Source organism: Alteromonas sp. IB21, from assembly GCF_016405965.1.
Lineage (GTDB): Bacteria > Pseudomonadota > Gammaproteobacteria > Enterobacterales > Alteromonadaceae > Alteromonas.
Window position 1 is genome coordinate 134995 of the sequence record NZ_JAEFCD010000002.1, and the last position, 17143, is coordinate 152137.

Sequence of the window (17143 nt, forward strand, 5' to 3'; positions counted from 1 at the left end):
GTGCGATAAGTTAATCGCTGCTTTTAATGTCTTCCATGTGATATTTATCGATAAGTGAGTAAAGGGTTGGTCTAGTTACACCAAGAAGCTCGGCCGTTCTCGACATATTCTTTTCCGCTTTTTGATACGCCCGACGAATTGCACGGCTTTCGGCTATTTCTCGCACCTCTCGCAAATTCAGCGTTTCAGGCTCATCTTGAGCATCAACAGGCATTAACCCAAGATCGTCAGGCTGAATAACCGTGCCCTCTGCCATAATTACCGCTGACTTCAATTTGTTCTGCATTTCGCGAATGTTGCCCGGCCATTTATGTGCAAGCATGGCATTAACCGCTGACTCAGAAAAACTTTTGGCTTTGGCTTTAAACTCTTCACGATAAATATTGAGGAAAGTTCGGGCAAGCAGAATAATATCTTGATCCCGGTCGCGCAGCGGCGGGATCATAATAGGCATCTCACCTACTCTATAATATAAATCTTCTCTGAAGGTTTCTTGCGCAACCATACTTTGTAAATCTCGGTGGGTTGCGCAAATGACTCGGATATCTACTGGAATTTCATTTCGACCACCGACTCGCTCAATAACACGCTCTTGCAAGAAACGAAGCATTTTAGCCTGAAGTCCAATAGGCATGTCTCCAATTTCATCTAAGAACAGCGTTCCTCCTTGAGCGGTCTCTATTTTGCCCACGGTCGTTTTATTCGCGCCGGTAAACGCGCCTTTTTCATATCCGAACAGCTCGCTTTCTAACAAGTTTTCAGGAATAGAGGCGCAGTTAATCGCCACGAAAGGCTTATCTCTTCTAGGGCTGTGCTCGTGAATACTACGAGCAAAAACTTCTTTACCTGTGCCACTTTCACCCAATAACAAAGTACTTATATCTGTATTGGCAATTTTCTCAGCGCGGCGTACTACTTTTTGAATCGCCTCGCTATTACCCACAATACGCGACATACCCGAACGAGAGCGGGCTAATATGCTGTTTTCGTGTTCTAGCTTAGAAAGATTGAGTGCGCGGTGGACAAGCAACTTTATGGTGTCAGAGTCTATTGGCTTTTGATAAAAATCGTAGGCTCCGAAGTCTATAGCCTTCAACGCATTTTGCTTGTCATTGTTTCCTGTAACAACTATGACTTTAGTTCGAGGCGCAAGAGAGATGATATCATGGAGAATACGAAGCCCCTCTGAGGCATTCGCTGGATCGGGAGGCAGTCCTAAATCAAGAGTCACAACTTTTGGCTCAAACCGACGCAGTTGAGCGATGGCTGAAGTATGATCGTCAGCGAACACAACATTGTAATCCGTAAGACTCCATTTAAGCTGCTTTTGAATACCTAAATCATCGTCTACTACCAAAATGGTATCAGTCATCTTGTCATCCTATTATTATACTTCATCCATTGAGAGCGCGTGGCTTTATGCGTTTTTTCACACTTATTCAGAGCACACCCTATCCTATCGGAAAATACAGCGTAAAACAGCTTCCACGACCAGGTTCGCTTTGAACGGTAAGCTTACCGCCAAGTGACTCAATGTAGGTTTTGGCGTCATAAGCACCAATGCCCATACCCGCATTCCCTTTAGTCGTATCAAAGGGCTTGAATAGTCGCTCATCAATAAACGCTTTATCCATGCCTGTACCGGTATCTTCTATCATTACAAGCTGTGTATTATTATCTGAATTATGGGTAATAACCACATCTACTTCACCATCATCTGCCGTAGCTTGCTGCGCATTACTTATGAGATGGTAGAGTACGTTTGCAACTTTTTCTCTATCTACCAACACGGGTGTTTCTCGCACAAGATGCAAAGATGGTAAAGGACGTAGTACTGAACATCGCTTCTCAACCACATCTTTCACAATGTCTGAAAGAAGAAATTCAGAATTCACGCCCTCTTCTACCGCTTTTTTATCGGTAAGTTGTTTGAGCATTTTTTCCATTCTGGCTTTGGTATGCTCTAAGGTCTCAAAGGTGTCATCGATGAACTCCGGATTGTGCTTATGCTGCTGAGCATTGGCCAAGATCAAATCGACTTGCGCTAGAACATTTTTCAAATCATGCAATACGAACGCTGACATTCGATTAAATGCAGCAAACTGAGCATTTTCAGCTACGACTTGGGCAGCTTCGTGATGCTGCATATATGTGCCTACTTGCTCAGATACGGCGGTTAGGTAATCTTTCACTTCCCAATTAAGGCTGATTTTTTCGTTCTCCCCTGCCGCGAGCACAGCAAAGCCCCACAAACCATCATCTTTCAGAAAAGGAACAAAAAGTTGGTACCCCCACTGCTTTAACGCGTCTCTATCTAGCTTCAACCCTTCGTAATCAAAGGGCTTTACCAGGTAAGCATCGGTGTCGATAATCCAACCATTTTTGTCACTATAAAGTGCGAGCGCATCAAGGGTTGTGCACTTGTGCGCCTTGTCGTTTGAAATTGGAGACGCTTCAGCAACACACTCATACCCGTTCGACGTGACTTTAAATAGCAAGCCAGATTCGTACTGGATAGCGTTAAGCATGCCGGTTAAACCCGCATAGTACACATCTGAACTCGACTCTCCGGCTTTCGTCAGCCATTTCGTCAGCTTTACCCATTCGACGCGATAATCAAACTGGTTGGCAAAAAAGTGCTTCGTAATAAATACTTTTATCTTGGTTCGAAAACCATTCGATAAGAATACCGTGGCAAGCAAAGCAAAGGACATGACGACTAAAATTATTTGAACGGTCGCGCCCCAACTCCCCCCCATATAGTTTATCGCGTACCCAACTACCGCCATTACAAAAAGGTAGCCACCTGCCACTAAAAGCAACGAGCTATGCAATACAACATCACGGGAGATAAATATATCAATGCCCCAATGATGGATTCGCCGGATGGAAATAACGAGCAGGGGCATTAACATGAAGTAGATAAAACCGCGGGCAGCTATGTAGCCAACCTCTACTTGGTTGACCATGGTTGCATTCGCGTAGGTAACAAATTCAAATAAATTTGTTGCCCCTAGATAAATAATAAGTGGCTTAAAGGCCCATTGCTCTCGACCTGCTTGTCTATAGACCACTTCTAGTAAAACCAGTACTTCCAAAGACAATACAATGAGTACAAGAAAACTCCACGCTGGATTGACCGCCAATAAATAAGGCGCAAGCAATGCAATTAACGCAGGTGCTAAAATAATAAGCGTAACGGGCCGCTTCAACACATCAACAATATTGTTAAAACTGGTTTGCAGGCAGCCCGCTAGAAATAACAACCACGCAAGCTGTTTGAGAACGTCTGCACTAAGTAACCAGCTCAGTGAGACAGGACCAAACAGTGTAGTAACTAAACTAGTCGACCACAAAAATGTAGCAGCCGTGGCCAACACTAATAGATTTTTGGCCACACCCGGTTTGCGTACTGTCAGTAACAACAATAAAAGGGCTAAATGCGCCAGACTATTTAACACATAGCCTACATCTGAAATCATCCTTTTATCTCACCCTTATTGTCGTTTCTAAGAAATGTACTATCAGAGAACGCGTGTAAGCACGACATCCCTATCCTAAAGACACTATGCTTACACAGCTCAGTGCCTTCATAAGTTAATAAAGCACTATCTCTTACGTATAACCAGAGATCCAATTGAATAACCCGCCCCAAATGAGCAAAGTACGCCAACGTCGCCCGCAACAAGATCTTCATGGTTAAGGCCAAAGGCAATCACAGAGCCTGCAGAAGCGGTATTGGCAAATTCATCCAGCACGATTGGCGCTTCTGTACGATCTGCATCTCGTCCAAGCAATCGCTTACAAATGAGGGTGTTCATATTGATATTTGCCTGATGCAGCCACCAGCGTTTGACGCCTTCAGGTTTTATGTCGTGAGTGGCTAAGTGCTCCTCAATATGCGCAGCAGCCAGGGGGCAAACTTCTTTGAACACTTTTCTCCCAGCCTGATGGAACAATTTATCAGGTCCATAGGGATCAACATCTTCTGCACGGGTCATATAACCAAAGTTCGAGCGAATGTTATTGGAGAACTTTGTCAGCGCCTTAGTACTAAGCACGTCATAAACATGCTTACTCTGTGCGGTTTCAGCCATCTCCAACACGGTAGCAGTTGCCACATCACCAAAAATAAAATGGCTGTCGCGGTCGGCGTAGTTAATTTGTGGAGAAACCAACTCGGGGTTTATTACCAATACGCGCGTTGCGTTTTTCGCACACAGCATCTCATAAGCGCGATGCATACCAAAAGTTGCCGCCGAGCAAGCCACCAACATATCGAAACCGAAACCTTCAATATTGAGTGCTTCTTGCACTTCAATGGCTATTGCCGGATAGGCACGTTGTGTATAGGCACATGAGACGATAACAGCGTCAATGTCTTTGCTATCAAGGTTAGCTGATGCCAGGGCAAGTTTTGCCGCTTCAACGGCTATTTCAGCTTGATGGGAGAGTTCATCATCACCACGAGGCGCAATTTTCGGTTTCATCCGAGTGATATCGAGCGCACCTTCTTTCTGATAGATATAGCGGCTTTTGATGCCTGATGCTTTTTCGATGAACTCGGCGCTTGAATAAGGCATGGCGTTAACGTCGCCCGCTTCTATCTGCGTTTTATTTTCTTCATTGAAAGCGTCAACATAGGCATTATAGCTATTAACCAGTTCTTCATTTGTAATACTGTCTTTAGGGTGCCATACACCTACACCACTAATCACAACTTGCTGAGACATAAGCATTCTCTATTTTTTAATTAACACCACAAACGTATTATGCACAGCGTTGCGACGTGCCCTTTACACGATAGGCGGCGTGTCCTGAACGCATTAATACGTGTGCAATTTAATGTCACCGACACCCACTTTAGTGTGCCGAGCGCATTTCGTGCATATAGCTTACCTCAATCCGCTTTCGGTGTAACTATAGGGAATGTGACCAATCGTGTTTGCGCTGGTAATCAACCGCTCTGACTCAATAAATAACAGTCCGCATAGATTGAAAAAGGCTAGTGAATTGAACTAGTGGAAAAATACCTTTGCGAGATATCTGTGTTAGTGAAGCTCTTAGCGCGCTTAGTATCTATGCCGATTGCATTCAGAACCGCTTACTTGGTACTTCTAATGACAGCTTTGACACTCGTCTTATGCCAATAAAAAACCCGCTTTTAAAGGCGGGTTTTCATAGAGTGTTTCGTAAATAATTAAAGCTGGTTGATTTGCCAAACGGTCACTGTACCGCTTACTTCGCTACCTACAACCAGAAGAGGAACACCACTTGGGCTATCTTCAGCGCTTACAAATACTAAGCTCTCTGGCGCTAGATCACCAATAACATCGTTAGCGGTTAATCCTTCGGTAAGGTCACGGTTAATGATGTATTCAGCAAACTGTACATCGTATGGGTTTGTTACGTCGTAAACAAAAATACCGCCCATGCGCTCCGTACCAATAAAGGCGTAAGTCCGATCGCCTACTTGACCTACCGTTAATGCTTCTGGCTCAGGCCCTTTATTCTCTGAACGAGAGTCGCCTTCGTTTTCGTCATCGCCGTTATTAAATTGTGCACCATGAATCGAAGCAGTAATACGCTCAAAGTCGTCTCCTGAGTCATAAACCACTAAACCGTTTTGGTCCCAGATAGTGAATGAGCGCGCGCCATATGCATAAGCAGCATCGTACTCACCGTCACCATCAGCATCACCCATTGCTGAAGTTACGCGTAGATCGTCAGCTTCACCGGTTGCCTGCAACATGGCTAATTCAGAGTTTGCGGCAGCAGTCAGGTCTTCTACTTTAACTTCATCGGTATACGCCAGACAGCCATCGTCTTCATCAAATGATAGACCGCCGGCAGCAGTACATGCGGCCTCGTCAGCAGCTTCAAAGAAGTATTCACGGGCATCACCTTCGTTCGCTGTAACAATGAAAGTCGCATCTTTCCACGTAAAGTTAGCGATGGTATCAGGCTGGTACACACCATATAGTCCTGTGTACTGACCAAAGCTCACGGCCCCGTCTTCTTGTATATCAATGTTAAGACCAGCCCACGACTTAGTGCCTAAGCCAACAACATCAACTGTTAACTCTTCTAAGTCTAAAATAGCCAGGCCGTTGTTTTCCTGAAGACTTACGTAAGCAACATCGTTGGTGGCTGTGATATATTCTGGCTCTAAATCTTTTGCAACAGACGACGTGATTGCAGTGCCGTTAATTGTTCGTCCTGCTGGGTTAGGGAACATCATTCCCTGTGCCATCAAATCAGCTTCAGTGCCATTAAGTGCGCTAAAGCCAACGGTAGTCCCTGTTTCTTCAGGTTCACCACTGGCTAGAATATTGATAACCGTAATCGACCCTTCAGGGTCAATAGTGTAATCATCAGAAGGCTCACCTTCGTTTGCTACCAATACTTTGCCGCCATCTGGTGTAAAGGTAACCATATCAGGTAGCGCGCCTACTTCTACCGAATCTAAAAATGCGGGCGCTGAGCTATCCAGACCGTTATAAAACAGTACATAACCATTGTCTGTTTTAACGTCAGCCGGCATTGCAACGGCCATAAGGTCACCGCTTATTGCTATGCTTGTTACGCTACCCAGCGTAACGCCGTTAATATCAGCAGGCAGTGCGATAGTGGTTGGGGTTAGTGAAGTCGTGTTGATGGGATCTGGCATAGTAGCCGTATTCACGCTAGAAGCATCAATAACCGCAATGGTGTTGGTTTCACCATTTGTTGCGTAAATTGTGCTAGTCCCAGCGTGGAATTGAACAATTTCAGCGGCCGTTTGATTACCTAGGAAGGCACGACCGACAACGTCCATAGCAATGCCGATTGATGCATCGGTACCATCGCTTCCATCTGCGCCAGACTCACCTTGTTCACCTTGTGGGCCCTGCGCACCCGTTTCACCTTGTGCCCCGTCGTCGCCATCAAGGCCACATCCAGAGAGCGCAGCAGACACTAAAAATGCGAGTAATCCATATTTAAACTTATTACGCACTGCCATCTTATTTCCTTTTTATTTGTATTTTTGTCGTACGTTATGAGGCCCTAGAAATCTCAGACCTTTTACTTTCGCCCGCGAGAGTAAAAAGAGAAACAAGGACTTCTTGCCTTAGTACACCAGAAAATTTATGTAACTTCTATGTATAAATTAGAATCAGTTTATGACACAAATATTAAATAGGCAAAGGGGAGTAACTTTTCTATAACAAAGATAAGAAATCCGTGGGTTTAGCACATCGATGACTCTATAAGGCAAACAGCTAGTTTTATTTAAAGCCACTATCTGATACTAATATTCCCAATATTATGTATAAACTTAATGAAATTGGAATAGCTCGTTGTTGAAGTGAGTGGTTCCGACGCTCTTAGGTTTTTAAAAGGATTAGTCATGAAATTGAAATTCACAGCGTCAGCATTGATTGCAGCGACGCTTACGCTAACTGCTTGTGCAACCTCACCAACAGGCAGAAATCAAGTATTGCTCTTTTCTGAGAGTCAGTTAGCTCAAATGGGTGACCAAGCTTTCACAGGAATGAAAGAGGAGCTCAAAATTTCGAACAAGTCTGTTCAGAATTCTTACGTAGAATGTGTCGCAAACGCGATTACTGCCCAAGTACCTTCTAGCGTTTTCAATGGTCAGTGGGAAGTGGTGGTGTTTGACGATGAACAGGTAAATGCGTTTGCCCTGCCAGGCGGAAAGATTGGCGTATATACAGGGCTTCTTAACGTTGCAGAAAACCAGCATCAGCTTGCCGCTGTTATCGGTCATGAAGTGGGGCATGTTATTGCAGAGCACGGTAACGAACGGATGTCTCAATCAACATTGATAAATATGGGAAGTCAAGCGGTTGGTCAGGTGTTAGCAGCGAACGAAGTGCCTCAATCAGGGCCGATTATGGCTGCCATAGGTTTAGGTGTTCAGGTGGGTGTTCAGCTTCCCTTCAGCAGAACTCACGAATCTGAAGCCGATGTTATAGGTCTTCAGCTCATGGCGAAGTCTGGATTTGACCCTAGACAATCAGTTAACTTATGGCAAAACATGGATGCAGCGAGTGGTGGCAACCGTCCAATGGAACTGTTATCAACTCACCCTGCTCCACAAACCAGAATTGATAACTTGCAAGCTAATATGCCCGACGCCTATGCAGACTATCAAGCCACTGCCTATCGTCCTAACTGCAGATAAAATATGGGCGCCAAAATCGACGTTTTTTGGCTACTAATAAGGCTACAGTAAAAGGCACCAGTATTCCCTTTCCTTAAAGCAAAAAAACGCTGCAACATTGCAGCGTTTTTTTGTTTTCAAAGCTAGTGACTATTCGCCATCTTGCTTGTGAAGATGAACATCCATTTGTGGGAATGGAATAGAAATACCTTCTTTGTCGAAACGAAGTTTGACTTGCTCAGTAAAATCGAACTTAACCGCCCAGAAATCTGCAGCTTTTACCCAAGGGCGTACTACAAAGTTAACGCTGCTATCTGCTAGTTCAGAAACTGCAACAGTCGGTGCTGGCTCTGCCAAAATACGCTCATCAGCAGCAACCATTTCTTGCAATACCTGCTTAGCTTTTAACAAGTCGGCGTCGTAACCGATACCAACAACCATGTCTACGCGACGAGTATCTTTTGCAGAATAGTTGGTGATGTTACCGCCATAAATATTACCATTTGGTACAATAATCTCTTTATTGTCTGGTGTATTCATTGTGGTTGTGAAGATACCAATCTTCTTAATAGAACCCGCCGTACCAGCAGCTTCAACAAAATCGCCTGCTTTAAATGGCTTAAATACTAGAAGCATTACACCAGCCGCGAAATTCTTCAGTGAATCTTGCAGTGATAGGCCAATTGCAAGACCGGCAGCACCCAGTATTGCGACGAGAGACGTAGTGTCTACACCTAGCTGGTCGAGTGACGCTACAATAACAAACAGCATCAGAATTGCGCTAAGTATGGCTTCTAGGAAGTCTACTAACATGTCATCGTATTTAGATTTAGCCATTAGGCGTCTAAAAACAGAAAGGATGAGTCCAACTACGATTTTACCGATTACATAAATTGCAATCGCCATTAATATATTGATACCCCAAGGAATGGCGTATTCGTTTATATATCTTTCAACATCGCTTGCTGAAAAAAGCGAGAGTTTCTCTTCCATAATATGGTCCTTGTCATGGTTAGTTGTGATCAACGCAAATACGTTAGCAGCTATTCGTATTAACACCAATACATAATAGGTTCAAACAGTATAAATTTGCTCTAAAGTCTAAGCTAGATAGGCTATTGATAAAGCGAGACTTATCCTAAAGTAGCGGTCTGAAGCGTCATTTTTAATAATCTTATAGACTAAAGTTTGAGTATCTTTTTGAATAATTGTCACACACCTGTCACTCATCAAAAGCATGATGTTAGTCGAAGCTAAAATGCGCTTTGTTATCTTTCATAAAGATGGAAGTTACCGAGTTTTAAGACAATTTTTTTGATGATTTTTTAGCCACAACGTTTTAGACTAAAGTCTCATGAAAGTTGGACGTGTTACACTTCTATTTGTAGCCGGCTAACTTTACATGAACGAGCTTTAGCAAACTATGTCACTTAAAGGATTAACGCATGTTGCTTCTCACTACCTTATTTTCGGTTGTATTGTGTTTGTTTTTATATTCACTACGCACTGATAAGGGAAAACATACTAAGTACGCAAGAGCGGATTACCGCCCAGCACCGCAATCGAAGCGAACAACCTCTGTGTTGAAATCGTCTTCTAACGACTCTTCGCCAACGGCAGCGTAGAGTAAAACCGAGTCAGCGAGTATTAAAAGGCCGCGTGCTGTTGTTGGTGTTATCTGTTATTGAGGTAAATTTGGCCTTAATGTATACACGAAGTCTTCAACAGCATTGCAACCTGTATCTCCACACACGTATTATACGCGGTAAAACCATACACTTGATTTACTATGCGTATACCTAGAGTCTATTACCCCTACCCTATTTCTTTAGAACAAGAGTTCGAGTTAACCGAAGATGCAGGGCATCATATCGCCACTGTTTTGCGTATCAAGCCTAATCGCCCAATAGTGCTTTTTAACGGTGATGGCAATGAATACAGCGCCCAAATCATCAGCATTCAAAGAAAAAAAGTCATTGTGGAAGCCGATGCTTGCCTTTCATTGGCAAAAGAATCGCCACTTCACCTTCATTTAGGTCAGGGCGTTTCAAAGGGCGATAGAATGGACACTGTGTTACAAAAGGGTGTGGAACTTGGGGTGTCTGAAATTACACCTATCATCACCGAGCGCTGCACCGTCAAGCTCGACGAGTCGCGCTGGGAAAAGAAAATTCAGCAATGGGAAAAGATCATTATCGGCGCGTGTGAACAAAGCGGCCGCAACGTTATTCCAACGCTTAATGCGCCAGTAAGGCTAAACCAGTGGCTGTCATCATCGACAAGCACAACTAGGCTTGTACTTGCTCCAGGGGCAGAGCAAAGCCTAGCCAGACAACCCTACAACACCCAGGGTTTTCGTTTATTGATCGGTCCTGAAGGCGGTTTATCCGAATCAGAAATACATATTGCAAATGAAAACGGCTATCAGTCGGTAAGCTTGGGTCCTCGGATATTGCGAACGGAAACCGCAGCAATTACCAGCCTAAGTATACTTCAAGCGCAGCATGGCGATTTTTAGCGCCGCTACCTTAAAACGTGGTTAGCTTGAAGAATTTAAGCTGTGCCCCAATATAACGCGATAAGAAGATAATCCATCTTTGATGGGATGTTAAAATTATTCAAGGTGAGAAACTATGCAATATACCGTTGGCGTAATCATGGACCCCATTGAGAGCATTAAGCCACATAAAGACACAAGCTTTGCAATGATGCTTGAAGCTCAGCGCCGCGGTGCAAAAGTTGTCTATTTTGAGCTAAAAGACTTGTACTTGGATAACGGTAAGCCTATGGGGCTAGGTAAGACCGTATCAGTAAAAGATCAAGCAACAGAATTTTATACTGTTGAGGATGAATTTACTGTTCACTTAGGGGATATCGATGTATTGCTAATGCGCAAAGACCCTCCTTTTGACAGTGAGTTTCTCTATGCCACTCAAATACTTTCGCTCGCTCAAGATGAAGGCGCGCTCGTGGTTAATAATCCGCAGGCGCTGCGTGATTACAACGAAAAGCTATTTACGTCCTACTTTCCAGAACATATTCCTCATACATTGGTTTCAAACAATCAAACCTTGATCCGCGAGTTTCACGCTAAGCACCAGGATATTATCTGTAAGCCATTGGACGGTATGGGCGGTGCCTCTATCTTCAGAATTAAACCTGACGGCAACAATTTGGGCGTTGTCATTGAAACGTTAACCAAGTTGGGCACGCGCTACATGATGGTCCAAGAGTATTTGCCAGAAATAAAAGATGGCGATAAGCGTGTACTAATTGTTGATGGCGAGGTCATGCCCTATTGCTTGGCACGCCTACCAACTAAAGGCGAGACCCGAGGTAATTTGGCTGCCGGAGGTACAGGTCGCCCGCAGCCTATTTCAGCGTCTGACAGAGCGCTCGCTGAGGCCATAGCGCCTACGCTAAAAGAAAACAATATTCTTTTTGTGGGTCTTGATGTTATTGGGAATAAAATTACCGAAATAAACATTACCAGCCCAACGTGCGTAAGAGAAATAGAGGCGGCTTACGACATTAATATAATTGGTGCGCTGTTTGATGCGATTGAAAAGCGCCTCACGAAGTAATGATCAAAAGGCTCAACACCATTGAGCCTTACACTGACTATACAATGAATAATGAGTTAGATAAGGCCTGCACACCATCAACTCGCAGTCCAATAGAAGTGAAAGAAAACCTATGACGGAATTGAAAAGCTTACAGAACCACTTTTTAGTCGCAATGCCGAGTTTGGACGATCCGTACTTTTCCCGATCACTCATTTATGTTTGTGAGCATAATGCTGACGGTGCAATGGGTATTGTAGTAAATCAGCCTTCCACAATGAACGTAAAGCAACTTTTAGAACAGACTGATAAAGACCTCAATGTGTCTGACGATAAAGCCGAGCAGATAGTGCTAGCTGGCGGTCCGGTCAGTCAAGAGCGCGGATTTGTGCTGCATTCGTCGCAAAAAGCATGGGCGTCGAGTCTCAAGCTTGCACCCGGCATAATGGTTACCACATCGAAAGATATACTTACTGCAATTGCCAATGACGAAGGGCCAACGGACGTGCTTATCGCCCTGGGCTATGCAGGTTGGACAGCAGGACAGCTTGAAAAAGAAATGCAAGCGAACGCGTGGCTGACATTCGAGGCCGATGAAGACATTTTGTTTAACACGCCCATGCACAAAAAGTGGCAGGCGACGGTTAATAAACTCGGGGTTGACGTTTGGCAGCTTGCACCAGGGGCCGGACATGCCTGAACTAGGTAGTCGTACAGTACTTGCATTTGATTTTGGTACTAAAAGCATTGGCGTGGCGGTAGGGCAAGAAATTACCGGCACCGCTTCTCCTTTAGCCGCGTTGAAAGCCCGAGACGGCATTCCAGACTGGACGGTTATTGAGAAACTCTACGAGGAATGGCAGCCTGATGTTGTCGTAGTGGGATTACCGCTTAATATGGATGGGACCGAGCAAGAAATGACCCAGCGAGCGCGCAAGTTTGCCAACCGATTGCATGGGCGATTTCGTGTTGCGGTAGAGACCTGTGATGAGCGCCTTACTACCACCGATGCCAAATCCATGCTATTTGAGCTAGGCGGCTATAAGAAATTGACCAAAGATAAGGTAGATAGTGTGTCTGCTTGTGTTATTTTTGCCAGTTGGAGTGAAAGCCAGTATGGCTAAGGCTATTGAGAAAGTTGTGCCTTTTCTTCGACCCAGCATAACAACGTGGCACTTCACATAAAAAATTATTGAGCTAACGTTATTCTGGGCGGTTTCCTTCGTTACACTGCCAACATAGCTCAAATGCGCTACCGTTTTCCTCTCCACACTGCGTGCAAAGCCAGTCTTCTCTGGCACTCGCTGCTTTATTTGCGTTGTTTATTAACGCTTCAACCACTTGAGAGGCTCTGCCATACCAACTCTCATCAACAAGCCATACTTCTTGTTGTGAGTCTTGCCAGGGCAACTCACCAATGGCGCCGCTAGCGAACTCGTTTTTTACCATATAAGGTATCGTTAGGGCGTCTAATTCACTGCGAACGGCTTGCATTTCAAAGGCATCTTGCGAAGTGAAAAGTTTTTTCAAAAGCTATCCTTATTCAGATCCAAAAGCAGCCACTGTGGGCTGCTTTTGTCATCTATCCTGTCTACTGAAATTAACAGACCACAAAAAATAAAGACCTGCAATATGTCTAAATTCAACTAAATCGCTTTCTAATCGTCCATATCAATGGACACGTTAGACAACGTGCCCAAACTAGATCCATCGCTAGTATCAAGCTTAATCATTAAGCGTAAGTCGTTAGGCGAGTCAGCATGGTGTAGCGCTTGATCCATATCGATCTTGCCCGCTTTGTAAAGATCATAAAGGGCCATATCAAAGCTCTGCATGCCCTGCTCTTTGCCCTTCTTCATCGCTTCTTTTAACGCACCAATTTCATTTCGCTGAATGAGGTCGCGCACTAGTGGTGAATTTAACAGTATTTCAATTGCAGCTACCCGGCCTTTACCATCCGGAGTAGGAACAAGCTGCTGGGCAACAATAGCCCGAATGTTTAGGCTTAAATCGAAGCGCAGCTTGTCGTGCTGATCTTTAGGCGCTAAATGCATAATACGTTCTATGGCTTGGTTTGCATTGTTAGCGTGCAATGTTGCCACACACAAATGCCCCGTATCGGCAAACGACATGGCGTATTCCATGGTTTCCATAGAACGAATCTCACCAATGAGAATGACATCTGGCGCCTGACGTAGCGAGCTCTTGAGAGCATCGTCAAAAGATTGAGTATCAATACCCACTTCACGCTGAGTAATAACGCAGTTTTTGTGCTCATGCACAAATTCAATAGGGTCTTCGATAGTTAATATATGACCATGAGAGTTTTCATTTCTATGACCAATAAGCGCAGCAAGCGAGGTTGATTTACCCGTTCCGGTTCCACCCACAAAAAGAACCAGACCGCGTTTGGACATAATGATTTCTTTCAATACTCGCGGCAGACCTAAATCATCCGCTTTGGGTATCTGAGTAACAATTCGACGAATGACCATGCCCGCTTGGTCTCGCTGCCAAAACGCCGAGCAACGAAAGCGGCCAATTCCCTCTCGCACTATCGCGAAGTTACATTCCTTCGAGGTATGGAATTCATTTTGCTGCTTTTCGGTCATGGCTTCATGAACAAGCGCTAATGAGGCGTCCTCAGAAGTCGCAGTTTCAGTGACAGGCGTAAGCTTACCGTTTATCTTGGCGCTAACAGGAAACCCTGCGGTAATGAACAAGTCCGACGCATTGGTGTCGACCATTTTTTGTAATAGTGAATCTAACATATCGGCCTCTAAAAGTTGTTCATCGACTGTTTATCCACCGACTTAGCCGCCGCATCTTGTTTAGTAATCACCCCCATGGCCACTAAACGCTGTAAGCACTGATCCATCGTTTGCATACCATGTGCCTGACCCGTTTGAATGACAGAGTACATTTGCGGCACCTTATCTTCACGAATAAGATTACGAATAGCTGGGATACCTACCATAATCTCATGGGCTGCTATTCGACCTCCCCCGACTTTCTTCAGCAGGGTTTGAGATATTACTGCGCGCAGCGACTCTGAGAGCATGGAGCGCACCATGGCCTTTTCTTCGGCTGGGAATACATCGATAATACGGTCGATAGTCTTTGGCGCAGAGTTAGTGTGAAGCGTTCCAAACACCAAGTGACCGGTTTCCGCAGCTGAAATAGCAAGGCGTATAGTTTCGAGGTCACGTAGCTCGCCCACTAGAATAACATCAGGGTCTTCACGAAGTGCAGAGCGCAACGCATTGTTAAACGAATGGGTATCGCGGTGCACCTCGCGCTGGTTTACCAAGCAAAGCTTGTTTTCATGAACGAATTCGATGGGATCTTCAATGGTGAGAATGTGCTCACGCTTGTGCGTGTTGATATGATCGACCATTGCTGCAAGCGTGGTACTTTTACCCGAGCCTGTTGCTCCCGTTACCAGTACAATTCCCGTAGGTTGGTTTATTATATCTTTAAAAATTTCAGGTGCGCCTAAATCGTCTAGCGTCAATACCTTGCTGGGAATGGTACGCAGTACAGCGGCAGCACCGCGATTTTGAACGAATGCATTTACACGAAAGCGCGACAGACCATTTACTTCGAAAGAAAAATCGGTTTCTAGATTTTCTTCGTATTCTTTGCGCTGCATGTCATTCATAATCTCATAAATGAGACTGTGCACTTGCTTGTGGTCGAGAGCAGGCACATTCAGTTTACGCATCTCGCCATCTACACGAATAATTGGTGGTAAGCCTGCTGATAAGTGTAAATCTGAGGCGTTATTCTTAACACTGAAAGCCAAAAGTTCGGTAATATCCACAACCACTTCTCCAAAACAAGGTGAATAATGCAAACAATAGCAGAAAGACTAAATTCCGCACTAAAAGGAATAGACCAAGCCGCTACCAGTGCACATCGTCCACCAAATTCCGTTAAATTGCTAGCGGTTAGCAAAACAAAACCCGTATCAGATATCATGGAAGCGTATGAAGCGGGACAACGAATGTTCGGTGAAAACTACGTACAGGAAGGTGTTGAAAAGGTTCAAGAACTTTCGCATCTCAGTGATCTGGAATGGCATATGATTGGCCCAATTCAATCAAACAAAACTAAAATCGTTGCTGAGCATTTCGATTGGGTTCAGTCCGTCGACAGAGAAAAAATTGCCCGTCGCTTAAATGACCAACGACCTGATACAATGCCGCCGCTCAATGTGTGTATTCAGGTGAATATTGATGATGAAGACAGCAAATCAGGGGTCGCATTAAGCGAATTAGACGCACTCGTAACGCTCATAGAATCGCAGGAACGCCTAATTTTGCGTGGATTGATGGCCATTCCCAAAGCCAACCCGAGTGAAGAGCAGCAGCATAAGTCGCTTGCCAAACTTAAAGAATTATTCGACCACTACCATACATCACTGAGCAATTTTGATACCCTATCCGTAGGAATGAGTAGTGATATGGCAGAAGCGATTCAGCACGGGTCGACGATGGTGCGCGTAGGTACCGCTATTTTCGGCAAACGAAATTAGGTCGACACCTCACTACACAGACTTAAACGAAACTAATTAATAGGATTTACATGCAACAGAAAAAATTAGCATTTATTGGCGCGGGTAACATGAGCCGCAGCATCATCAGTGGTCTTATCAAATCTGGTTACGCCAAAGAAAATATCTTGGCGGCAAACCCTTCCACACCCAAGTTAGACGGCCTGAAAGCCGAGTTTGGTATTCACACCACACAATCTAATGATGAAGCTTGCCAATTCGCTGATGCCATCGTGCTTGCGGTAAAACCACAAATAATGGGCGATATGTGCGCCGAGTTACAAAAGAACAATGACCTATCTGGCAAGTTGTTTATGAGTATTGCTGCCGGTCTACCCGTTGCTCGGCTTCAAGAAATGCTAGGTGGTGAATACCCTGTTGTTCGCATTATGCCAAACACCCCAAGCTTGTTAGGTAAGGGTATGTCGGGCATGTATGCCGACGACACGGTTTCAGAATCTGACAGGCAATACGTTGACGATGTAATGAACAGCGTGGGCGAAACCGTATGGGTAGATAAAGAAGAGGGTATAAACGGTGTTATCGCTGCAGCGGGCAGCAGCCCTGCTTATTTCTTCTTGTTCCTGCAAAATATGCAGGAAGAAGCCATGAACATGGGCTTTGATAAAGCGCAATCGCGCTTAATGGTTCAGCAGGCCATGTTAGGCGCTGCCGAAATGGTTTGTAACAACCCTGATCTTGAATTAAGCGAGCTTCGTGCCCAAGTTACGTCTAAAGGCGGCACGACAGCAGAAGCCGTAAATACTTTCATTAATGAAGGTTTACAAGACATTGTCAGCAAGTCGATGCGCGCAGCCGTAGCACGTGCTGAAGAAATGGCAAAACAGCTATAACGTA

15 protein-coding genes are annotated in these 17143 nt (G+C 44.7%); 7 read left to right on the forward strand and 8 right to left on the reverse strand.

From position 1 onward, the window contains the following. Nucleotides 1-10 precede the first annotated feature (10 nt). From prsR to JC525_RS02400, 4 genes are all read right to left on the reverse strand, one after another. Complete coding sequence (gene prsR / locus JC525_RS02385) at nucleotides 11-1372, reverse strand: PEP-CTERM-box response regulator transcription factor (protein WP_198814138.1); 1362 nt, start codon at nucleotides 1370-1372, stop codon at nucleotides 11-13. 79 nt (nucleotides 1373-1451) lie between these two features. After that, nucleotides 1452-3482, reverse strand: a complete 2031-nt coding sequence (gene prsK / locus JC525_RS02390; protein WP_198814140.1) for an XrtA/PEP-CTERM system histidine kinase PrsK — start codon at nucleotides 3480-3482, stop codon at nucleotides 1452-1454. 126 nt (nucleotides 3483-3608) lie between these two features. Next, nucleotides 3609-4733, reverse strand: a complete 1125-nt coding sequence (locus JC525_RS02395) for a beta-ketoacyl-ACP synthase III (RefSeq protein ID WP_198814142.1) — start codon at nucleotides 4731-4733, stop codon at nucleotides 3609-3611. A 467-nt stretch (nucleotides 4734-5200) separates the two neighbouring features. After that, entirely contained in the window at nucleotides 5201-7003 is a 1803-nt protein-coding gene (locus JC525_RS02400) for a choice-of-anchor I family protein (RefSeq protein ID WP_198814144.1), read from the reverse strand. Between the two features lie 387 nt (nucleotides 7004-7390). On the opposite strand from JC525_RS02400, the gene JC525_RS02405 reads away from it, so the two are divergent. Continuing rightward, nucleotides 7391-8188, forward strand: a complete 798-nt coding sequence (locus JC525_RS02405) for a M48 family metallopeptidase (protein ID WP_198814146.1) — start codon at nucleotides 7391-7393, stop codon at nucleotides 8186-8188. Between the two features lie 129 nt (nucleotides 8189-8317). Here the strand turns inward: JC525_RS02405 and JC525_RS02410 are convergent, their stop codons facing one another. Then, nucleotides 8318-9160, reverse strand: coding sequence for a mechanosensitive ion channel family protein (locus JC525_RS02410; RefSeq protein WP_105929564.1), 843 nt, complete (start codon nucleotides 9158-9160; stop codon nucleotides 8318-8320). Between the two features lie 796 nt (nucleotides 9161-9956). Between JC525_RS02410 and JC525_RS02415 the strand changes: the two genes are divergently transcribed. From JC525_RS02415 to ruvX, 4 genes are all read left to right on the forward strand, one after another. Beyond that, nucleotides 9957-10685 carry a 16S rRNA (uracil(1498)-N(3))-methyltransferase gene (locus JC525_RS02415; protein ID WP_198814148.1) on the forward strand — a complete coding sequence of 243 codons (729 nt, stop codon included), beginning with the start codon at nucleotides 9957-9959 and terminating at the stop codon, nucleotides 10683-10685. A gap of 115 nt (nucleotides 10686-10800) precedes the next feature. After that, the gene (gene gshB / locus JC525_RS02420; RefSeq protein ID WP_198814150.1) at nucleotides 10801-11751 is read left to right on the forward strand and encodes a glutathione synthase; all 951 of its coding nucleotides are present in this window, start codon (nucleotides 10801-10803) and stop codon (nucleotides 11749-11751) included. A gap of 112 nt (nucleotides 11752-11863) precedes the next feature. Then, the gene (locus tag JC525_RS02425) at nucleotides 11864-12430 is read left to right on the forward strand and encodes a YqgE/AlgH family protein (protein ID WP_198814152.1); all 567 of its coding nucleotides are present in this window, start codon (nucleotides 11864-11866) and stop codon (nucleotides 12428-12430) included. Then, nucleotides 12423-12854 (forward strand): Holliday junction resolvase RuvX, encoded by a 432-nt coding sequence (ruvX, locus tag JC525_RS02430; protein ID WP_198814154.1) that lies wholly within the window; start codon nucleotides 12423-12425, stop codon nucleotides 12852-12854. Before JC525_RS02425 ends, ruvX begins: the two co-directional genes overlap by 8 nt. A 79-nt stretch (nucleotides 12855-12933) precedes the next feature. Here the strand turns inward: ruvX and JC525_RS02435 are convergent, their stop codons facing one another. The 3 genes from JC525_RS02435 to JC525_RS02445 all read right to left on the reverse strand — a co-directional run bounded on the left by JC525_RS02435 (nucleotide 12934) and on the right by JC525_RS02445 (nucleotide 15553). Further along, complete coding sequence (locus JC525_RS02435) at nucleotides 12934-13260, reverse strand: putative signal transducing protein (protein ID WP_198814156.1); 327 nt, start codon at nucleotides 13258-13260, stop codon at nucleotides 12934-12936. A 128-nt stretch (nucleotides 13261-13388) separates the two neighbouring features. After that, nucleotides 13389-14501: a PilT/PilU family type 4a pilus ATPase gene (locus JC525_RS02440; protein WP_198814158.1), complete on the reverse strand. Its 1113-nt coding sequence runs from the start codon at nucleotides 14499-14501 to the stop codon at nucleotides 13389-13391. Between the two features lie 8 nt (nucleotides 14502-14509). Then, nucleotides 14510-15553, reverse strand: coding sequence for a type IV pilus twitching motility protein PilT (locus JC525_RS02445; RefSeq protein WP_105929558.1), 1044 nt, complete (start codon nucleotides 15551-15553; stop codon nucleotides 14510-14512). Between the two features lie 27 nt (nucleotides 15554-15580). Here JC525_RS02445 and JC525_RS02450 point away from each other — a divergent pair, with 27 nt between their 5' ends. After that, nucleotides 15581-16267: a YggS family pyridoxal phosphate-dependent enzyme gene (locus JC525_RS02450; RefSeq protein ID WP_198814160.1), complete on the forward strand. Its 687-nt coding sequence runs from the start codon at nucleotides 15581-15583 to the stop codon at nucleotides 16265-16267. A 50-nt stretch (nucleotides 16268-16317) separates the two neighbouring features. Beyond that, nucleotides 16318-17139, forward strand: a complete 822-nt coding sequence (gene proC / locus JC525_RS02455) for a pyrroline-5-carboxylate reductase (protein ID WP_198814162.1) — start codon at nucleotides 16318-16320, stop codon at nucleotides 17137-17139. The last annotated feature ends 4 nt before the right edge of the window (nucleotides 17140-17143 follow it).

What these genes read in the sequence shown, in the direction of transcription:
- prsR (WP_198814138.1), bottom strand. Translation starts at nt 1,372, where the DNA reads ATGACTGATACCATTTTGGTAGTAGACGATGATTTAGGTATTCAAAAG.
- prsK (WP_198814140.1), bottom strand. Translation starts at nt 3,482, where the DNA reads ATGATTTCAGATGTAGGCTATGTGTTAAATAGTCTGGCGCATTTAGCC.
- JC525_RS02395 (WP_198814142.1), bottom strand. Translation starts at nt 4,733, where the DNA reads ATGTCTCAGCAAGTTGTGATTAGTGGTGTAGGTGTATGGCACCCTAAA.
- JC525_RS02400 (WP_198814144.1), bottom strand. Translation starts at nt 7,003, where the DNA reads ATGGCAGTGCGTAATAAGTTTAAATATGGATTACTCGCATTTTTAGTG.
- JC525_RS02405 (WP_198814146.1), top strand. Translation starts at nt 7,391, where the DNA reads ATGAAATTGAAATTCACAGCGTCAGCATTGATTGCAGCGACGCTTACG.
- JC525_RS02410 (WP_105929564.1), bottom strand. Translation starts at nt 9,160, where the DNA reads ATGGAAGAGAAACTCTCGCTTTTTTCAGCAAGCGATGTTGAAAGATAT.
- JC525_RS02415 (WP_198814148.1), top strand. Translation starts at nt 9,957, where the DNA reads ATGCGTATACCTAGAGTCTATTACCCCTACCCTATTTCTTTAGAACAA.
- gshB (WP_198814150.1), top strand. Translation starts at nt 10,801, where the DNA reads ATGCAATATACCGTTGGCGTAATCATGGACCCCATTGAGAGCATTAAG.
- JC525_RS02425 (WP_198814152.1), top strand. Translation starts at nt 11,864, where the DNA reads ATGACGGAATTGAAAAGCTTACAGAACCACTTTTTAGTCGCAATGCCG.
- ruvX (WP_198814154.1), top strand. Translation starts at nt 12,423, where the DNA reads ATGCCTGAACTAGGTAGTCGTACAGTACTTGCATTTGATTTTGGTACT.
- JC525_RS02440 (WP_198814158.1), bottom strand. Translation starts at nt 14,501, where the DNA reads ATGTTAGATTCACTATTACAAAAAATGGTCGACACCAATGCGTCGGAC.
- JC525_RS02450 (WP_198814160.1), top strand. Translation starts at nt 15,581, where the DNA reads ATGCAAACAATAGCAGAAAGACTAAATTCCGCACTAAAAGGAATAGAC.
- proC (WP_198814162.1), top strand. Translation starts at nt 16,318, where the DNA reads ATGCAACAGAAAAAATTAGCATTTATTGGCGCGGGTAACATGAGCCGC.